General features: G+C 71.1%; 19 protein-coding genes. 9 read left to right on the forward strand and 10 right to left on the reverse strand.

From position 1 onward, the window contains the following. Positions 1–185: 185 nt before the first annotated feature. Entirely contained in the window at positions 186–1,229 is a 1,044-nt protein-coding gene (locus ACFWEP_RS19560; protein ID WP_387371570.1) for a family 2 encapsulin nanocompartment cargo protein polyprenyl transferase, read from the forward strand. A 176-nt stretch (positions 1,230–1,405) separates the two neighbouring features. On the opposite strand, the gene ACFWEP_RS19565 is transcribed toward ACFWEP_RS19560, so the two are convergent. Next, positions 1,406–2,632, reverse strand: a complete 1,227-nt coding sequence (locus ACFWEP_RS19565; protein WP_387371553.1) for an NADP-dependent malic enzyme — start codon at positions 2,630–2,632, stop codon at positions 1,406–1,408. Positions 2,633–3,186: 554 nt separating this feature from the next. On the opposite strand from ACFWEP_RS19565, the gene ACFWEP_RS19570 reads away from it, so the two are divergent. From ACFWEP_RS19570 to ACFWEP_RS19580, 3 genes are read left to right on the forward strand one after another with little or no spacing between them, the layout of a single operon-like run. Further along, complete coding sequence (locus tag ACFWEP_RS19570; RefSeq protein ID WP_387371554.1) at positions 3,187–4,155, forward strand: ABC transporter substrate-binding protein; 969 nt, start codon at positions 3,187–3,189, stop codon at positions 4,153–4,155. A 29-nt stretch (positions 4,156–4,184) separates the two neighbouring features. Continuing rightward, positions 4,185–5,126: an amino acid ABC transporter permease gene (locus ACFWEP_RS19575; RefSeq protein WP_387371555.1), complete on the forward strand. Its 942-nt coding sequence runs from the start codon at positions 4,185–4,187 to the stop codon at positions 5,124–5,126. 5 nt (positions 5,127–5,131) lie between these two features. Continuing rightward, positions 5,132–5,884 carry an amino acid ABC transporter ATP-binding protein gene (locus ACFWEP_RS19580; RefSeq protein ID WP_387371571.1) on the forward strand — a complete coding sequence of 251 codons (753 nt, stop codon included), beginning with the start codon at positions 5,132–5,134 and terminating at the stop codon, positions 5,882–5,884. Between the two features lie 147 nt (positions 5,885–6,031). On the opposite strand, the gene ACFWEP_RS19585 is transcribed toward ACFWEP_RS19580, so the two are convergent. The 3 genes from ACFWEP_RS19585 to ACFWEP_RS19595 all read right to left on the reverse strand — a co-directional run bounded on the left by ACFWEP_RS19585 (position 6,032) and on the right by ACFWEP_RS19595 (position 8,292). After that, a complete protein-coding gene (locus ACFWEP_RS19585; protein ID WP_387371556.1) occupies positions 6,032–6,817 on the reverse strand; it encodes a hypothetical protein in 786 nt (261 codons plus the stop codon). Beyond that, positions 6,814–7,302 carry a SigE family RNA polymerase sigma factor gene (locus ACFWEP_RS19590; RefSeq protein WP_387371557.1) on the reverse strand — a complete coding sequence of 163 codons (489 nt, stop codon included), beginning with the start codon at positions 7,300–7,302 and terminating at the stop codon, positions 6,814–6,816. Before ACFWEP_RS19590 ends, ACFWEP_RS19585 begins: the two co-directional genes overlap by 4 nt. 213 nt (positions 7,303–7,515) lie before the next feature. After that, on the reverse strand, positions 7,516–8,292 hold the full coding sequence (locus ACFWEP_RS19595) for a class I SAM-dependent methyltransferase (protein WP_387371558.1): 777 nt from the start codon (positions 8,290–8,292) through the stop codon (positions 7,516–7,518). Between the two features lie 96 nt (positions 8,293–8,388). Between ACFWEP_RS19595 and ACFWEP_RS19600 the strand changes: the two genes are divergently transcribed. Next, the gene (locus ACFWEP_RS19600) at positions 8,389–9,018 is read left to right on the forward strand and encodes a CGNR zinc finger domain-containing protein (RefSeq protein ID WP_387371559.1); all 630 of its coding nucleotides are present in this window, start codon (positions 8,389–8,391) and stop codon (positions 9,016–9,018) included. On the opposite strand, the gene sodX is transcribed toward ACFWEP_RS19600, so the two are convergent. Further along, positions 8,922–9,359, reverse strand: coding sequence for a nickel-type superoxide dismutase maturation protease (gene sodX, locus ACFWEP_RS19605; RefSeq protein WP_387371560.1), 438 nt, complete (start codon positions 9,357–9,359; stop codon positions 8,922–8,924). The genes ACFWEP_RS19600 and sodX overlap by 97 nt on opposite strands. A gap of 188 nt (positions 9,360–9,547) precedes the next feature. Here sodX and sodN point away from each other — a divergent pair, with 188 nt between their 5' ends. After that, positions 9,548–9,943: a superoxide dismutase, Ni gene (gene sodN, locus ACFWEP_RS19610; protein ID WP_387371561.1), complete on the forward strand. Its 396-nt coding sequence runs from the start codon at positions 9,548–9,550 to the stop codon at positions 9,941–9,943. Positions 9,944–10,067: 124 nt separating this feature from the next. Here sodN and ACFWEP_RS19615 read toward each other — a convergent pair whose 3' ends face one another. Further along, positions 10,068–10,874 carry a hypothetical protein gene (locus ACFWEP_RS19615; RefSeq protein WP_387371562.1) on the reverse strand — a complete coding sequence of 269 codons (807 nt, stop codon included), beginning with the start codon at positions 10,872–10,874 and terminating at the stop codon, positions 10,068–10,070. Positions 10,875–11,008: 134 nt separating this feature from the next. On the opposite strand from ACFWEP_RS19615, the gene ACFWEP_RS19620 reads away from it, so the two are divergent. Then, positions 11,009–11,671 (forward strand): hypothetical protein, encoded by a 663-nt coding sequence (locus tag ACFWEP_RS19620; RefSeq protein ID WP_387371563.1) that lies wholly within the window; start codon positions 11,009–11,011, stop codon positions 11,669–11,671. Positions 11,672–11,891: 220 nt separating this feature from the next. Here ACFWEP_RS19620 and ACFWEP_RS19625 read toward each other — a convergent pair whose 3' ends face one another. From ACFWEP_RS19625 to ACFWEP_RS19640, 4 genes are all read right to left on the reverse strand, one after another. Then, positions 11,892–12,236 carry a DUF952 domain-containing protein gene (locus tag ACFWEP_RS19625; protein ID WP_387371564.1) on the reverse strand — a complete coding sequence of 115 codons (345 nt, stop codon included), beginning with the start codon at positions 12,234–12,236 and terminating at the stop codon, positions 11,892–11,894. Between the two features lie 29 nt (positions 12,237–12,265). Further along, a complete protein-coding gene (locus ACFWEP_RS19630; RefSeq protein WP_387371565.1) occupies positions 12,266–13,261 on the reverse strand; it encodes an NAD-dependent epimerase/dehydratase family protein in 996 nt (331 codons plus the stop codon). A gap of 232 nt (positions 13,262–13,493) precedes the next feature. Beyond that, on the reverse strand, positions 13,494–13,946 hold the full coding sequence (locus tag ACFWEP_RS19635; RefSeq protein ID WP_387371566.1) for a DUF6304 family protein: 453 nt from the start codon (positions 13,944–13,946) through the stop codon (positions 13,494–13,496). Between the two features lie 77 nt (positions 13,947–14,023). Next, the gene (locus ACFWEP_RS19640; RefSeq protein WP_387371567.1) at positions 14,024–14,989 is read right to left on the reverse strand and encodes a zinc-binding dehydrogenase; all 966 of its coding nucleotides are present in this window, start codon (positions 14,987–14,989) and stop codon (positions 14,024–14,026) included. Between the two features lie 148 nt (positions 14,990–15,137). Here ACFWEP_RS19640 and ACFWEP_RS19645 point away from each other — a divergent pair, with 148 nt between their 5' ends. Further along, on the forward strand, positions 15,138–15,347 hold the full coding sequence (locus ACFWEP_RS19645; RefSeq protein WP_387371568.1) for a helix-turn-helix domain-containing protein: 210 nt from the start codon (positions 15,138–15,140) through the stop codon (positions 15,345–15,347). Beyond that, the gene (locus ACFWEP_RS19650; protein ID WP_387371569.1) at positions 15,347–15,952 is read left to right on the forward strand and encodes a Clp protease N-terminal domain-containing protein; all 606 of its coding nucleotides are present in this window, start codon (positions 15,347–15,349) and stop codon (positions 15,950–15,952) included. The genes ACFWEP_RS19645 and ACFWEP_RS19650 overlap by 1 nt, the downstream gene beginning before the upstream one ends. Positions 15,953–16,177 lie beyond the last annotated feature (225 nt).

The raw sequence follows: 16,177 nt of genomic DNA on the forward strand, positions 1-16,177 counted from the left end.
CACTGCGGCTGGGGGTCGCCGGCCCCGTCGGCACCGGGAAGAGCTCCATCCTGGCGGCGCTCTGCCGGGCGCTCGCCCCCCCCCGTACCCCCGACATACCACCGCACCGCCCGTACGACCCGTGCCCCCGGCCCGCGACGAACCGGACCGGGGGCTCACCGGCGACAGAGGGAGTGACCGTGACCATGACGAGTACGGACGCCGCGACCGAGGGCCACGAGGCCGCGGCGCTCCTGGAACGGACCCGGGCCGTCGTCGACCCGCAACTGCGCGCCGCGGTGGCGTCGCTGCCCGGTGGGATGCGCAGGGTGGCGATGTACCACTTCGGCTGGGCGGACGCCGAGGGGAACCCCGCCCCCGGCCCGGCCGGCAAGGCCATCAGGCCCGCCCTGGTTCTGGCGGCGGCCCGTGCGCTGGGCGGCGACCCGGAGCGGGCGGTGCGCGCCGCCGTGGCCGTCGAACTCGTGCACAACTTCACCCTGCTCCACGACGACGTCATCGACGAGGACGCCACCCGCCGCCACCGGCCGACCGCATGGGCGGTCTTCGGCGTCCCGGACGCCGTCATCACCGGCGACGCCATGCTGGCGCTCGCCCTGCGGCTCCTCGCAGACGACGACCACCCCGCCTCGGCCCAAGCCTTGGCGAGGATCACCTCCTGCGTCATCGAACTCTGCGCCGGCCAGCAGGCCGACTGCGCCTTCGAGGAACGCGGCCCCCGGGACGTCAGCCTCGACGAGTGCCTCACCATGGCCATGGCCAAGACCGGCGCGCTGCTCGGCTGCGCCTGCGCCGTGGGCGCTCTCTACGCCGGCGCCTCGGACCGGTCCGTCGGCGCGATGGACGGCTTCGGCCGGGAGTCCGGCCTCTCCTTCCAGCTCATCGACGACCTGATCGGCATCTGGGGCGATCCGGCACGCACCGGCAAACCGGTCGGCGCCGACCTCACCGCGCACAAGAAGTCCCTGCCGGTGGTGGCCGCGCTCACCTCGGGCACCCCGGCCGCCGCCGACCTCGCCGCGCTCTACGAAGGCCCGCTCGGCGCACCGGACGACGTGCGCAGAGCGGCCGACGCCGTGGAGCGGGCCGGCGGTCGCGACTGGGCTCAGGTCACGGCGGCCGACCGGATGGCCCGGGCGGTCCACCACCTCTCCCGCGCGGTGCCCGACCTGGCGGCTGCCGGGGACCTGCTCTCCCTCGCGGAGTTCGTCACCCGCCGCAGCCACTGAATTCGGCCGTAGGCCGTGCCGGACACCGCCCGCCCGGCGGGGATGGCCGGACACGGCCTACGGCCCCGGACGCACGGACCCCGCTCCCTCCGCATGGCGGGGAGCGGGGTTTCCGGCACCCGTGGGTGCCGGTGCGCATGTCTTCTCCGTACCGGTGGGCGTACCCGGCGCGGGTGTCAGCGCCGGGCGACGCCCTCGGCCCGCGCGGCGGCGGCGACCGCGGCCGTCACCGCCGGGGCCACCCGCTCGTCGAACGGCGACGGGATGACGTAGTCCGCGGCCAGCTCGTCGCCGACCACGTCCGCCAGCGCGTTCGCCGCGGCGATCTTCATGCCCTCGGTGATCCGGGACGCCCGGACCTGGAGCGCGCCCGCGAAGATGCCTGGGAACGCCAGCACGTTGTTGATCTGGTTCGGGTAGTCGGAGCGCCCGGTGGCCACGACCGACGCGTACTTGTGCGCGATGTCCGGGTGGACCTCGGGGTTCGGGTTGGCCATGGCGAAGACGTACGCGCCCGGGGCCATCGAGGCGACGGCCGGCTCGGGGACCGTACCGCCGGAGACGCCGATGAAGAGGTCGGCGCCGTCCAGCGCGGCCTCCAACGGGCCGGAGAGCCCCGCCTTGTTGGTGATGCCGGCCAGCTCCCGCTTGACGTCGGTGAGGTCCTCGCGGTCCCGGCTGACGATGCCCTTGCGGTCGGCCACGGCGATGTCGCCGATGCCCGCCTCCAGCAGGAACTTCGCGATGGCGACACCGGCCGCGCCCGCACCCGAGATGACCCCGCGCAGGTCGCCCAGGGTCCGGCCGGACAGCTTCGCCGCGTTGCGCAGGGCCGCCAGCGTCACCACGGCGGTGCCGTGCTGGTCGTCGTGGAAGACCGGGATGTCCAGCCGCTCCTGGAGCTTGCGCTCGATCTCGAAGCAGCGGGGCGCCGAGATGTCCTCCAGGTTGATCCCGCCGAAGGAGGGCGCGAGCCGGACGACGGTCTCCACGATCTCGTCCGCGTCGGTGGTGGCGAGCGCGATCGGCACCGCGTCCACTCCGCCGAACTGCTTGAAGAGGATGGCCTTGCCCTCCATCACCGGGAGGGACGCCTCGGGACCGATGTCCCCGAGGCCGAGGACGGCGGTGCCGTCCGTGACGACGGCCACGACCTGCGACTTCCAGGTGTAGTCGTGGACGAGCTCCGGGTTCTCCGCGATGGCGCTGCACACCTTGGCGACGCCGGGCGTGTAGGCGAGGGACAGGTCGTCCTTGTCGCGGATCGGAACGGTGGCCTGCACGGCCATCTTCCCGCCGCGGTGGAGCGCGAAGGCCGGATCGAAGGGCTCGTCGGCCACGTTCGATTCTGCGGCCCGGCTGCCGGTGCTGTGATTGAGAGGATTGACGATCTCCGCTGCCATGCTGTCTGACCCCTTAAGTCTTCATCGTCTGAGGGTTGCCGCTCCTGGTGAGGAGGGGTGGGTGGGCACCGCGTACGTCCCCGCGCCGGCGGTTGGACCGCCTCGGCGGGGAGGGTTCGCACGCGCGGACGCGCCGCACACGCGCCCTGGTCCCCGGATGAGGGGTGTAAAGGTCTTTCTTACCGGACCGAGCCCGCCGCGGACGAGTCTCTTTCGACCAGGTGACACGACTCATGGGCGAATGGCGTGACAAGTCCGTCCGGCACAGGCCGCTCGCGGCAATTCCGTTGTACGGCACACGAGTCGTCGGGTTGATCCGGCTGTCCCGGAGATTCTCCGGTCGAGAGGTGAAATTCCCACAGATGGTCCGGGCTCACTGTCCCGGCCTGTGGTGATTCGGGGGTCGCCCGTTACCCGATTTTGACATGGCTGGACCCCTGAATGGGCTATTCCGGATGGCAAGATGCCCTAATCGCTCGGGGTGTCGGGACTCGAAGACGCGTTCGGGCGCACCCCTTTTCTTGACGCTCCCTCACCGCCGGAGGACTCCGACCATGACCGCTCGCACCATCCGCTGTACGCCCGCCATGTCCCGTCTGGCAGCGGTGAGCTCCCTCGCGGTCGCCGGCGCGCTGATCCTGACCGGCTGCGGCGACCAGACCGACAGCGCCAAGTCGGCGGAACCGTCGGCCTCCGCGTCCGCCACCACCGCGTCCGCCCCGCTCGCCGACCTCCTGCCCCAGGCGATCCGTGACAAGGGCGAGATCAAGGTCGGTTCCGACATCGCCTACCCGCCGGTCGAGTTCAAGGGCAAGGACGGCCAGACCATCGGCATCGACCCCGACCTGGGCGACGCCCTGGGCAAGCAGCTCGGGGTGAAGTTCGTCTTCGAGAACGGCACCTTCGACACCCTGCTCACGGGCCTGCGCTCGGACCGCTACGACCTGGCCATGTCGGCCATGACCGACACCAAGAACCGCCAGGACGGTGTCGACCCCGAGACGAAGAAGAAGGTCGGCGAAGGCGTCGACTTCATCGACTACTTCACCGCCGGCGTCTCCATCTACACCAAGAAGGGCGACGACAAGGGCATCAGCACCTGGGCCGACCTCTGCGGCAAGAAGATGGTCGTCCAGCGCGGCACGGTCTCCCACGACCTCGCCAAGGCCGAGAGCGCCAAGTGCGGCAGCAAGGGCAAGATCTCCATCGAGGCGTTCGACAACGACCTGGAGGCCCAGACCCGGCTGCGCGCCGGTGGCGCCGACGCCGGTTCCTCCGACTTCCCGGTCGCCGCCTACGCGGTCAAGACCTCCGGCGACGGCAACGACTTCCAGCTCGTCGGCGAGCAGGTCGAGGCGGCCCCGTACGGCATCGCCGTCGCCAAGGGCAACGACGAGCTCACCAAGGCCATCCAGGCGGCCCTGGACGCGATCATCAAGAACGGCGAGTACCAGAAGGTCATCACCAAGTGGGGCGTGGACGCGGGCGCGGTCACCGAGGCCAAGATCAACGGCGGGGTCTGACGGGAACCCGGCGCTGAAAGGCATCACCAGTGACTGACATCGACACCCCCGGGCCGGCGGAGACCCCGCCGGCCCCGGCCGCCGGACCCGAGCCGATCAGGGCCGTCCCGGTGCGCCACTACGGCCGGTACCTCGCCGCGATCGTGGTGCTCGGCCTGCTCGCCTCGCTCGTCTACGCGTTCTCCCAGGGCGACATCAACTGGGGCGCGATACCCGACTACTTCTTCAACGACCAGATCCTCGACGGGGTCAGGAACACCGTCGTCATCACGCTGCTCTCCATGACGATCGGCATCGTCCTCGGCGTCGTGCTCGCGGTGATGCGGCTCTCCAAGAACCCGGTGACCTCGTCCGTCGCCTGGGGCTACATCTGGTTCTTCCGCGGCACCCCGGTCTACGTCCAGCTGCTCGTCTGGTTCAACCTCGGCCTCGTCTTCAAGTACATCGACCTCGGGCCGATCTACAAGGACGAGTGGTCGAACTTCATGACCCCGTTCCTCTGCGCCCTGCTCGGCCTCGGACTCAACGAGGCCGCCTACATGGCGGAGATCTGCCGGGCCGGCCTCCAGTCCGTCGACGAGGGCCAGACCGAGGCGGCGCACGCGCTCGGCATGTCCCACGGCAAGACCCTGCGCCGGATCGTCGTCCCGCAGGCGATGCGCGTCATCGTGCCGCCCACGGGCAACGAGGTCATCAACATGCTCAAGACCTCCTCGCTCGCGGTCGCCGTCCAGTACGGCGAACTGCTGCGCTCCACCCAGAACGTCTCCCAGTCCTCCGGGGCCACCGTCGAGATGCTCTTCCTGGCGGCCGTCTGGTACATGGTGGCGACCTCGGTCCTGAGCGTCGGCCAGTACTACCTGGAGCGCCGCTTCGCGCGCGGGTCGAGCCGCAGCCTTCCGCCCACCCCGTTCCAGAAGATCAAGGCCAACATGCTGACGCTGAGCCGTCCCAAGGGAGGCGTCGCATGACCGCCATGGTGAAGGCCGAGGGCGTCCACAAGTCCTACGGCCCCGCGCACGTCCTCAAGGGCATCGACCTGGAGGTCGCCCCCGGAGAGGTCTTCTGCCTGATCGGACCCTCCGGTTCCGGCAAGTCGACCTTCCTGCGGTGCATCAACCACCTGGAGAAGATCAACGCCGGACGGCTCTCCGTCGACGGCGAGCTCGTCGGCTACCGCGAGCACGGCGGCAAGCTGTACGAGCTGAGGGACCGTGAAGTCGCCCTGCGGCGGCGGGACATCGGCATGGTCTTCCAGCGCTTCAACCTGTTCCCGCACATGACGGCCGTCGAGAACGTCATGGAAGCCCCGGTCCAGGTGCTGGGCCTGCCCCGGGCCGAGGCCCGCGAACGCGCGGAGCGGCTGCTCGACCGGGTCGGCCTGGCGGACAAGGCCGGCAACTTCCCCTCGCAGCTCTCCGGCGGACAGCAGCAGCGCGTGGCCATCGCCCGCGCCCTGGCCATGGAGCCGAAGCTGATGCTCTTCGACGAGCCCACCTCGGCGCTCGACCCGGAGCTGGTCGGTGACGTCCTGGACGTCATGCGGGGGCTGGCCGAGGACGGCATGACGATGATCGTCGTCACCCACGAGATGGGCTTCGCCCGCGAGGTCGGCGACGCGCTCGTCTTCATGGACGACGGCGTGGTCGTCGAGTCCGGCCACCCCCGGGACGTGCTGACGAACCCGCGGCACGAGCGGACGCAGGCGTTCCTCTCCAAGGTCCTCTAGGCGGACGCGGAGGTACGCAGGTACGGGGGACACGGGCACGGGGGCGCGGCGGCCGTGCCGGCCCCCCGACCGTACGACCACCACGTCCCCGAGGGGGCGGTCCCGGCCTTCAGGTCCTGGGCCGCCCCTGGACGTACACCCGGGGCGTCACTTCTCGGGCAGCAGCTCCGGGCGCAGCATCAGCTCGCGGACCTGTGCGCTGTTCAGCGGCGGGGACTTCAACAGCGGGCCCTGGGCGCCCTTGGCCTCGAACCCGGTGCTGGAACGGAGGATCAGAGCGCTGCCGTCCTCCAGGACCAGCTGCCCGTCGATCTCCGGACCCCACCGGGGCGTCCCGTCCCCGTAGTCCATCGTGTCGCTCCAGGTGGTGAGGACACGTCCGTCCGGCAGCACCTGGCGCACGCAGTCGGCGCGCTTCGGCTCCTTCCCGTCGACCTCGCACAGGTCGACCGCTGCGGGGTCCGTGCCCCCGGCGCCGGACTTCGCGGCGACCTCCTTCGCGGTCCTGATCTCGAACGCCAGGTAACCGACCCCGCCGTCCTTGTGGACCGCGTAGTCACCGTCCAGCGGACCGACGAAGTCCCGCCGCGCCTCGCTCGGCTTCACGTGCTTGATGAGCACCACGAAGGAGACCTCCTCCAGCCTGCCGACCCCCGCGGGCAGCAGCGCGGCGACCCGGCTCGCCTTGTCCGTCCCGGCGGTGCCCGTGGACGCCGCGACCGAGGCCCGGTCCAGCGAGGCGGCGGGGTCCTGCTTCAGCTGGGGCACCGCGACCGCCCCGGCCACGACGACTGCCAGCGCCGCGCCCGTGACCGCGGCCCGCCGGCGGAACCGTACCCGCGCCGCACCCGCCCAGACCGCCTCCGTCGACAGCACCGGCCGGCCGGCGTCCGCCGCGGCCCGTTCCAGCAACTTCCTCACGTCGTCGCTCACACCAATTCCTCCGTCATCTCGGCGCGCAGCGCCGCCAATCCCCGAGCCGTGTGGCTCTTGACCGTGTTCTGCCGCATTCCGAGCAGGTCCGCCGTGGCCTCGACGCTCTGGTCCTCCCAGTAGCGCAGGACCAGCACCGCGCGCTGCTTGGCCGTGAGCCGGGCGAGCGCCGCCCGCACCTGGAGGCCGGTGTCGCTGTCCTCGTGGCTGCCCACGCGGTCGGGCAGTTCGCCGAAGGGCTGCTCCCGTCGCCAGAACCTGCGGCGGGACGCGATGAAGGTGTTGACCAGCGTCTTGCGCGCGTACGCCTCGATGTCGTCGAGCCGCCCGTGCCGCCGGCCGCCGACCACCACCTTCACGAGCGCCGTCTGCACCAGGTCCTCGGCCTCGTGGCGGTCGCCGCACAGCAGGTAGGCGCTGCGGAACAGCGCGGTACGCCGGCTCTCCACGAAGGCGTGCAGCGCGGCATCCTCGTCGGTCCGCATTCCCCGCCCCTCTCCGGGCCCGCGGGCGCGGACCGTCTCACCCCTTCCAGTGCGCCGGACCGCGCCGGAGGTTGCGGTCGCACGCGAGAAATCGAGGACGTCTGCCGTGTGCGGACACGTACGCGCCAGGGGCGGTACGGAACCCTTCGCTCCGTACCGCCCCTGGCGTACGACCCGTCGCCGAGTCCGACCGTCCTCCTTCGTGCGCCCGCCCTACTTCAGGGCGAGGACCACCGCGTCCGAGGGGGAGGACCAGACCGTCCGCGCCTCGCCGAAGCCGGACGCGCGGAGGGTGCGGGCGTGCCAGTCGGGTGAGGGGGTGTCACCGTCGGCGTGCTCGCCGTAGATCGCGAACCGCTCGGCGGTCGGTCCGGCGAGGGCCGGATCCTTCGCGGCCAGGGCCCACCACTCGGCCCAGTCGAGCGCTCCCGCCGCCTTCGCGCGGTCCATGACGGTGTGCCGGCGGGCGCGTTCGGCCGCGTTGACGCGGGGGGTGGCGGGATCCGTCATGTGGTCCGCGTTCATGAACACCCCGCCGTCCCGGACCAGTCCGCCGAGCTGCCCGTAGAGCGCGGCGAGCGGCTCGGTGCGGAGCCAGTGCAGCGCCGTGGCGGTGAGCACCACGTCGTAGGAGGCGCGGGGGAGGGCGTCGGTCCAGGCGGGGTCCTTGAGGTCGGCGGTGACGAGGGTGACCCGGTCGTCGCCGTCGAACGTGCCGCGTGCGATGGCCAGCAGTGCGGGATCGAGATCCACTCCGGTACTGGTGGCTTTCGGGAACCGCCGCAGCAGTCGGTCCGTGATACTTCCCGTACCGCAGGCGAGGTCGAGCACGCTCGGCTCGGGGCCGACCACGGCCTCGACCATGTCGAGCATGATCCGGAAACGTTCTTCGCGGTCCGGCATGTACCACTCCTGCTGGCGGTCCCAGCTCTCCTGCCAGGACCGCCAGTCGGTGCCTGCCGCCGTGCCCGTCGCTTCGATGCCCGTCATGCGACCCCTTCCCTTCGATGTAATAGTCGATTTGGTGAATCAACCATTACACTGCTGACTACAGGGAACTTTAGACCCACGCTGTAAGGACGACAAGTGGAACTGGCCTATTACTCGGACTACGCCGTGCGTCTGGTCAACACCGAGGAGCCGGCCCGCAACAAGGACGTGCTCACCTCGGTCGACGCCGTCCGTGACCTCTTCGCGGGCAACCCCCAGGCGGCCCGGCGGGCGACCGACGCAGACGTGACCCGCTTCCGCTCCGTACGGGGACGGCTGCGCGCGGTCTTCGAGGCGGCGGACGGGGACGACGAGACCCTCGCGGTCGACCTGCTGAACTCCCTGCTGCTGGAGTTCCCCGTCAGCCCGCAGATCTCCGGCCACGACACCCTGGACGGCACCGGGAAGCCGGACTGGCACATGCATCTGGCGGACCACCCGTCCAACGCCACTGCCGGGTACGCCGCCATCGCCGCGATGGGTCTCGCCTTCCACCTCACCACCCACGGCGTGGACCGGCTGGGCCTCTGCGAGGCGCCGCCGTGCCGCAACGCCTACCTCGACACCTCCACCAACCGCTCGCGGCGCTACTGCTCCGACCGCTGCGCGACTCGCGCCAACGTCGCCGCCTACCGTGCCCGCAAACGCCTGGAGGCCGACCGCTCCGCCGACAACGGCCGCACCGCCGAGGCCGCCCAGCCGAGCACCCCCAGCGGCGAGCGCTGATCCTTCCTCAGCGGCCGGAACCGCAGGTGCGCCCGGGCCAGCACGAGTTCCTCCGGGACGGTCCCGTACACCGTGCTGTCCCCGCCCGCGAACGTGTTGTCCGCCAGCACCCACCAGCCGCCCGGGCGGCGCTCGGTGGCCCGCTTGACCACCAGCAGATCCTGTTGGAAGGGGTGGCGCAGGATCACCACGTCCCCCGGCCGCACCGGCGCCCCGTACCGCACCAGGAGCCGGTCCCCGTGATACAGCGTCGGCACCATCGAAGGCCCCGTCACCTCCACCACCTGGAACCGCACCCCTGCGGCCCGCCCATCCCCGGGCCCCTGCGCCGGCTCCGCCATCTCCGCTACCTCCCGGGTCCGTTCGTCCGCGTCCAGTACACCGCTTCGGGCGCCGCTCGTACATTCGGCCCCAGGTGCTCGTCCTCACCCCGGACTTTTGGCCTAAGCCCATGGGGGCACTAGCCGAAAGGCGCGCTCCACGGAGTAATGTCCCACCTGAGAAGACGATCACGAGGAAGGACCGCTCCATGCTTTCCCGCCTGTTTGCCCCCAAGGTCAAGGTCAGCGCCCACTGCGACCTGCCCTGCGGTGTTTACGACCCGGCCCAGGCCCGCATCGAGGCGGAGTCCGTCAAGGCCGTCCAGGACAAGTACCAGGCCAACGAGGACGCGGACTTCCGCACCCGCTCGGTCCTGATCAAGGAGCAGCGTGCGGAGCTCGCGAAGCACCACGTCTCCGTGCTCTGGAGCGACTACTTCAAGGCCCCGCACTTCGAGAAGTACCCCCAGCTGCACCAGCTGGTCAACGACACCCTGAAGGCGCTCTCCGCCGCCAAGGCGTCGAACGACCCGGCCACGGGCCAGAAGGCCCTGGACCTGATCGCCGAGATCGACAAGATCTTCTGGGAGACCAAGAAGGCCTGATCTCGGGTTGGGCCTTCTGACCCGCGATTTCGCGGGTCACGTTGCCTACCTGACCGCACCCGGTCCGCAGGACGCCGAACTTGGCGTCCATGGCGGGCCGGGTGCGGTGTTTTCCGGGTATGGGTCAGCGTGGTTCCGCTGGTCCGGCGCCGACTGTCGTCAGCATCCGACCGAGCAGGTGCAGGGCTCGGGCGCGGGCCGGTGCTCCGTGTGCGGTGCCCTCCCAGTAGGTATCCGTGGACGTCTCGATCGCGGTGAGAGTTCGCCGATCGTCACGAGCCGCCAGCACCAGAACGAATCGCACGTAGTCGCCGATGTCGGTGCCTGGCGGGTGCTGTTCGACGAAGTTTTGAAGCCGCGAGGTCAGTGCGGGCAGCGTGCGGACGGTCGGAAAGACGACGGCGATACCGGCCAGCGCCAGGCGTACCGCAGGGCACTCGGCCGCCCATCGGGCAAGCAGGTCCGGGGTGCAGGACCGGACGGCCTTGCAGGCCCCGCCCTCGCTGTCGGGATCGGAATGTGGCGGGGTGCCCGGCCAGCACTGGGCGAGGTGGCGATCCGTGACGGTGGCGATGTCGAACAGCAGCTTCACGGTCTGGAAACGGATTCGGGGCGGAATCCGGTCGTCGACGGACAAGGCCGCGAGCAAGGCGACACCGCCTGCGGTGTTCGGCCCGCAGGTGTCCTGATGGAGGATCTCGTTATAGAACTCGCCGAGGAAGAACCCGTCACTGTCCCAGTAAGGATCCGCCGAGGGTTTGAACAACATCGCAGCCTGTGGCGGCAGAGGGCTCGGGAGGCGGTCGGCGATGACGTCGCGAAATGTCCGGCGGATCGGCGGGCCGAAGACTCGACCGGTCCGCCACGCCTCGCGAAGGACGGCCGCGGATGCTTTGTCCGGCAGATGCTCGGGGACGGCCTGCATGTTCATGATCGACGCAGTGTATGGCCCTGGCCGGGTCGTGAGTCCTCGCGAGCAGAGATCCGAACCGAGGGAGACGGATGTGCACTAGCCTCGGGCCGAAAGACCGGGGCAGGACCGGCCGGAGTGCTGGGTGGGATGGCGTGCAGTCGTGGAAGAGTGCCGAGCAGGGCGACAGTCATCGGCACGAGCCCGAGAACTCGACAGCCGCATCGGTCGTTCCCACGCATGAGAAAGCAGATACCTCCTTCGGGGAGCGGGTTCGCGCTCTGGTGGCCTCGCTCGCCGACGGCACGACCACGACCACGGACGGACTGCGCGGGCTGTCGGACGACGAGTTCGACGAGATCGGACGGGACCAGCCCGCTCCGCCGACCGGGGCCTACGCCTGCTTCCTCCGCCTCATCGGTGGCGGTGCCGGTCACTTCCTTCAAGGCAGTGACGTCTTCTACCCACGGGTCATCGGCCTGCGGGAAGCAGCGGAGGAGATCCTGAGCGAGAGCGGGAATCCCTTCGCTCTGGGCACCTCTGATCGGGTCATCCTCATGCACCAGGGCTACCAATTCGACTTCCTACGCGGCGAAGGCCCTGATCCGGAGGTGTGGACGTACGGCGAGTTCCTCGCCGAACCGTCCCGGGTCCATGCCCGGTTCACGGACTGGCTGGAGGCGAACGTCCTTCAGGAGAGGCGGGCGTGGGCCCGCCTGGTTCCCGAATACGAAGCGGAAAAACGGAAACCCCCGAGTGAGCGCCGCTATTACCACTACCGCCACCACCCCGATGGCAGCGTGACCGATGAGCTGTAGTGACTCGCCTCATCCCGTCATCGGCCGTAGACGAGAGTGTCTCCCATGCACTGACCTCGTGGAGACGGCGCGAAGGAGCTGCTGAGGAAGGCCCGTACCTTCTGGGCCACCGCCCCTACGGCAGGCTGAAGTCGGCACGGGCCCGGGCGGCCGTCCCGGGAGCTTCCGTCCTGCCTGACGCCTGACGCCTGACGCCTGACGCCTGATGCCCGCTGACCTCTCAGCCCGCCGTGCCGCCGAGCCCGTCCCCTGTCCACGCACGCACCTCGACCACCGCGTCCACCGGTAGCGGCCCGTACAGGTGCGGAAACTCCTCGCCGCCCTCGGACATGGCCTCGTGGCGCAGGGGTGCGGTGAGGCGGGCCGGGTCGATGACCAGGACGACCAGCTCCACCTCCCCGGAGCCGTACAGCATGGAGGCCACGGCGGGGAGTTGGTGGGGGTGGGAGAGGTGGATGTAACCCTCCTGCTGGAGGGTGCGGCCCCGGGTGGACCAGGTGTAGGCGCCGTCGTGCAGGGCCGCTGCCCAGAGAGCCGGCTCGGTGAGGTGGAGGAGTTCCGTCATGGCGCCACGGTAGTGGGGCGGTGAGTTCCTCAGCCGCCCGCCAGCAGGCGGGCTTCCACCTCCGGGGCGAGGCCGACGGGAGGCCGGTCGGGGCGTTGCGGGGCGACCCCGCCCACCGACTTCAGCCAGGTCCAGGTGTCGGTGACGGTCTCGGTGACAGGGCGGCAGCGCATCCCGGCGGCGTGGGCCTTGCCGACGTCGCCGCGGTGCAGGGCGTCGTGCAGCTCTCCCTCGGGCAGCCAGATCGGGAGCTCGGTCCAGGGCTCCACACCTGCCGCGAGGATGGTCGCCGGGTCGGTCCAACGAAGCTCGGCGTCGGACCCGGTGACCCGGACGCAGGCGTCCAGCAGCTCACCCATGGTGGCGTGACCGGACTCGCTGACCGTGTTGTACGGGCCGTTCAGGCCCTGCTCCGCCGCGTCCAGCACCCACGTGGCGAGGTCGCGGGCGTCGATGTACTGGAGCGGGCTGTCCCGGGGGCCCGGTGCCAGGACCGGTCCGCCCCGGGCTATCCGGTTCAGCCACCACGGGAGCCGGCCGATGTTCTCGTACGGGCCGAGGATCAGGCCGGGGCGTGCCAGCAGGGCGCGGTCGCCGAAGGCGTCGAGCGCGGCCAGCTCACCGCCGAGCTTGGCCTGCGGGTACGGGACTTCGCCCGCTTCGTCAGGGGAGGCGCCGGACACCAGCGGGCCGTCCTCGGGCAGCCCGGCGGGTGTCGGGTACGCGTACACCGAGCGGGTGGAGACGTACGTGTAGTGGCCGGCCCGGTCCGCGAGCAGCCGGGCCGCGTCCCGCACCGCTGAGGGGGCGCCGGTCCAGGTGTCGACCACCGCGTCCCACTCGCCGCTCTCCAGCGCCGCCAGGCCCGCCTTCCCCGCCGTCCGGTCGCCCCGCAGCGTCGCCGCGCCCGGGGCGGGCCGCAGGCGGCCGCGGTTGAACAGGGTGACGTCCCAGCCGCGCCCGAGCGCCGCCTCGGTGACGGACCGTCCGACGAACTCCGTGCCGCCCAGAATCAGGATCTTCATGGTTCGACTCTGCCCCGGTCCGCAGGGGAAAGGAACCTGGCCTCGCTGTCGGCAGATCGGGGAACGAATGCGGGCTTCCGGGAGTTCGGCGCGCTCGTGCCCGGACGCCTGTGCCCCGTGCCCCGGACCGCCGTGCCCCGGACCTCCGCCATCGGACCCCCGCGCCCCGTACCCCGTACCCCGCGCCCCGTACCCCGCGCCCCGTACCGCGTGGCCGGACCGCGCGGGCCGGTCAGAGAGCCGGAGCCCGCAGCCGGACGTCCTGCGGCAGGACGCCGCGTATCGCGGTCAGGGCCGCCGCGAAGTCGCGCTCGGCGCGCGCCGATTCGTAGAGCGCGCCGTCCAGGTGAAGGGCGAGGTGCACGTCCGGGTCCGAGCGCCGCAGGGAGAAGAGGCAGCTCATCGTCGCGGGCCGTTCGGTCTCCCCGGCGGCCCCGGCCTCGCCGGTGACGATGGCCACCGGCTGGTCCCACTCCAGGACGCAGTCGGTCAGGGCGCCGTCCGCGAGGGCGAACGTGGCGCCGTCCGGGAGCGGTTCCACCACCGGGCGGAGGTCGTCGAGGCGCTTGCCCTCGAAGTCGACACCCCGGATACGCAGCTTGATCACTCCGCCGTCAGCGAAGACGGTGGCCGCGTCGGAACCCAAGTGGTCCCGGTACCAGCCTGCCCACGACTCGTTTGTCATGAGCAGGGACTGTAGCCCCTGCTCACGGTGCGATTCGTGCCGCCCTCCACTTTGCGGCGAGGACGGTCGGGGGAGGGTCAGGCGGGGGTCAGCACGATCTTGCCGAACTGGTCGCCCGTGAGCATGCGTTCGAAGCCCTCGCGGGCCCGGTCCAGCGGCAGGACCGCGTCGATCACGGGCCGTACGCCGGTCGCCGCGCAGAAGGACAGCAGGCCCTCCAGCTCGTCCTTGGAGCCCATCGTGGAGCCGACGATCTTGAGTTCGAGGAAGAAGACCCTGGTCAGCTCGGCGTGCGAGGGCCGATCGCCGCTGGTGGCACCGGAGATGACGAGAGTGCCGCCGGGACGCAGGGACTTCACCGAGTGGGACCAGGTCGCGGCGCCGACCGTCTCGATGACCGCGTCCACGCGTTCGGGCAGGCGGGCGCCGGACTCGAAGGCGTCGACGGCGCCCAGTTCGATCGCGCGCTTCCGCTTCGCCTCGTCCCGGCTGGTCGCGTAGACCCGCAGGCCGGCCGCGCGGCCGAGGACGATGGCGGCGGTGGCGACCCCGCCGCCCGCGCCCTGGACGAGGACGGAATCGCCCGGACGCACACCGGCGTTGGTGAAGAGCATCCGGTAGGCGGTGAGCCAGGCGGTCGGCAGGCAGGCGGCCTGCTCGTAGCTCAGCTCCTTCGGCTTGGGCAGTACGTTCCAGGAGGGCACGGAGACGCGCTCGGCGAAGGTGCCCTGGTAGCGCTCGGTCAGGATGGAGCGCGGCTCCTTCGGTCCGACCCCGTGACCGGTCTGGCCGATCACCGAGTGCACCACGACCTCGTTGCCGTCCTCGTCGACGCCGGCCGCGTCGCAGCCGAGGATCATCGGCAACCGGTCCTCCGTGATGCCCACCCCGCGCAGCGACCAGAGGTCGTGGTGGTTGAGCGAGGCGGCGCGGACCTCGACGGTGGTCCAGCCCGGCCGGGCCGAGGGAGCGGGGCGTTCGCCCAGTTCCAGGCCGGACAGGGGGTTCTCGCGGTCGATGCGGGCTGCGTAGGCGGCGAACATGCCCCGACCCTAGGCCCGGCCGCCGCCCGATCCAACCGGCTGCCGGTGTGACACGCGCCGCGCCCCCCGGCCTCTTGCGTGAACCGCCCGGCCGCCTCTCATGTCAACCGGGGTTGACGCGCTCCCCATGTCAACTTATGTTGACAGCATGACCGAAGCAATGGACCTGGCCGCACGCGCCGGGGATCGCGATCCGCGCGTCGGGCTGCGGGCCGTCGCCGCGCTGCGGCGGCTGCTGGAGCAGCTCGAAGCCGTACAAGTCAGAAGCGCCCGTGCCAAGGGCTGGTCGTGGCAGGAGATCGCCACCGAACTCGGTGTCAGCAGGCAAGCCGTGCACAAGAAGTACGGGAGGAATTGATGTTCGAGCGATTCACCAAGGAAGCCCGGGCCGCCGTCGCCGGAGCCGTCACGTTCTCCCAGGACGCGGGGGAGGACAGCATCACCGAGGAGCACCTGCTGCTCTCACTCCTGGACCAGGACTCGGGCCGGGCCGCGTTCGCCCTCACCGCGCTCGGGGTGACCGACCGCCGGGCCTCCCTGGAGGCGGCGCTCGGCGAGGCCCGTCGGCTGGGCGGTCTGACGAAGGCCGATACGGAGGCGCTGGCCGGGCTCGGTATCGACGTCGGCGAGATCGTCGCCCGGATCGAGGAGGAGCACGGCGAGGGGGCGCTGGCGGAGGACGGCCGGGTGCGCCGCCGCCGGTCCGGACGCCGACCGCTCACCGCCGGCGCCAAGGGTGTTCTGGTGGGTTCCCTGCGCATCGCGGTGGGCCGGGGGGACCGCTTCATCGGCGGGGAGCACCTGCTGCTGGCGCTCGTCGCACGGCCCGGAGTGGTGGCGGACGTACTCGCGGAGCACGGCGCCTCGTACGCGACCGTGGAGCGCGCGCTGTACGGGGCGGGGCGCGAGGACGGGGCGGGGCGCGAGGACGGGGGAGGGGCGGCCGAGGCGGCGGCCGGCTGACGTGTCCGACGGGGCGGGCGGCCATCGGGAGAACGCCTGCGGCCCGGACCCGGTGAGGCCGCCGCGACACCGGTCCTGGACCCGGGGTGGGCCCCCCCCCCCCCCGGGGGGGGGCGGGGGGGCGCCCCCGGGGGGGGGGGGAAAACAACCTAATTAAAAAGGCGCCCCGCACCCACACAAAAACACCCCCCCCCCACACCCAAAAAACAGAGAGAGTAAAACCGG

Origin of the sequence: Streptomyces sp. NPDC060198 (assembly GCF_042728415.1) — a bacterium.
Classification (GTDB): domain Bacteria; phylum Actinomycetota; class Actinomycetes; order Streptomycetales; family Streptomycetaceae; genus Streptomyces.

What these genes read in the sequence shown, in the direction of transcription:
- ACFWEP_RS19560 (WP_387371570.1), top strand. Translation starts at nt 186, where the DNA reads ATGACGAGTACGGACGCCGCGACCGAGGGCCACGAGGCCGCGGCGCTC.
- ACFWEP_RS19565 (WP_387371553.1), bottom strand. Translation starts at nt 2,632, where the DNA reads ATGGCAGCGGAGATCGTCAATCCTCTCAATCACAGCACCGGCAGCCGG.
- ACFWEP_RS19570 (WP_387371554.1), top strand. Translation starts at nt 3,187, where the DNA reads ATGACCGCTCGCACCATCCGCTGTACGCCCGCCATGTCCCGTCTGGCA.
- ACFWEP_RS19580 (WP_387371571.1), top strand. Translation starts at nt 5,132, where the DNA reads ATGGTGAAGGCCGAGGGCGTCCACAAGTCCTACGGCCCCGCGCACGTC.
- ACFWEP_RS19590 (WP_387371557.1), bottom strand. Translation starts at nt 7,302, where the DNA reads ATGCGGACCGACGAGGATGCCGCGCTGCACGCCTTCGTGGAGAGCCGG.
- ACFWEP_RS19595 (WP_387371558.1), bottom strand. Translation starts at nt 8,292, where the DNA reads ATGACGGGCATCGAAGCGACGGGCACGGCGGCAGGCACCGACTGGCGG.
- sodX (WP_387371560.1), bottom strand. Translation starts at nt 9,359, where the DNA reads ATGGCGGAGCCGGCGCAGGGGCCCGGGGATGGGCGGGCCGCAGGGGTG.
- sodN (WP_387371561.1), top strand. Translation starts at nt 9,548, where the DNA reads ATGCTTTCCCGCCTGTTTGCCCCCAAGGTCAAGGTCAGCGCCCACTGC.
- ACFWEP_RS19615 (WP_387371562.1), bottom strand. Translation starts at nt 10,874, where the DNA reads ATGAACATGCAGGCCGTCCCCGAGCATCTGCCGGACAAAGCATCCGCG.
- ACFWEP_RS19625 (WP_387371564.1), bottom strand. Translation starts at nt 12,236, where the DNA reads ATGACGGAACTCCTCCACCTCACCGAGCCGGCTCTCTGGGCAGCGGCC.
- ACFWEP_RS19630 (WP_387371565.1), bottom strand. Translation starts at nt 13,261, where the DNA reads ATGAAGATCCTGATTCTGGGCGGCACGGAGTTCGTCGGACGGTCCGTC.
- ACFWEP_RS19635 (WP_387371566.1), bottom strand. Translation starts at nt 13,946, where the DNA reads ATGACAAACGAGTCGTGGGCAGGCTGGTACCGGGACCACTTGGGTTCC.
- ACFWEP_RS19640 (WP_387371567.1), bottom strand. Translation starts at nt 14,989, where the DNA reads ATGTTCGCCGCCTACGCAGCCCGCATCGACCGCGAGAACCCCCTGTCC.
- ACFWEP_RS19645 (WP_387371568.1), top strand. Translation starts at nt 15,138, where the DNA reads ATGACCGAAGCAATGGACCTGGCCGCACGCGCCGGGGATCGCGATCCG.
- ACFWEP_RS19650 (WP_387371569.1), top strand. Translation starts at nt 15,347, where the DNA reads ATGTTCGAGCGATTCACCAAGGAAGCCCGGGCCGCCGTCGCCGGAGCC.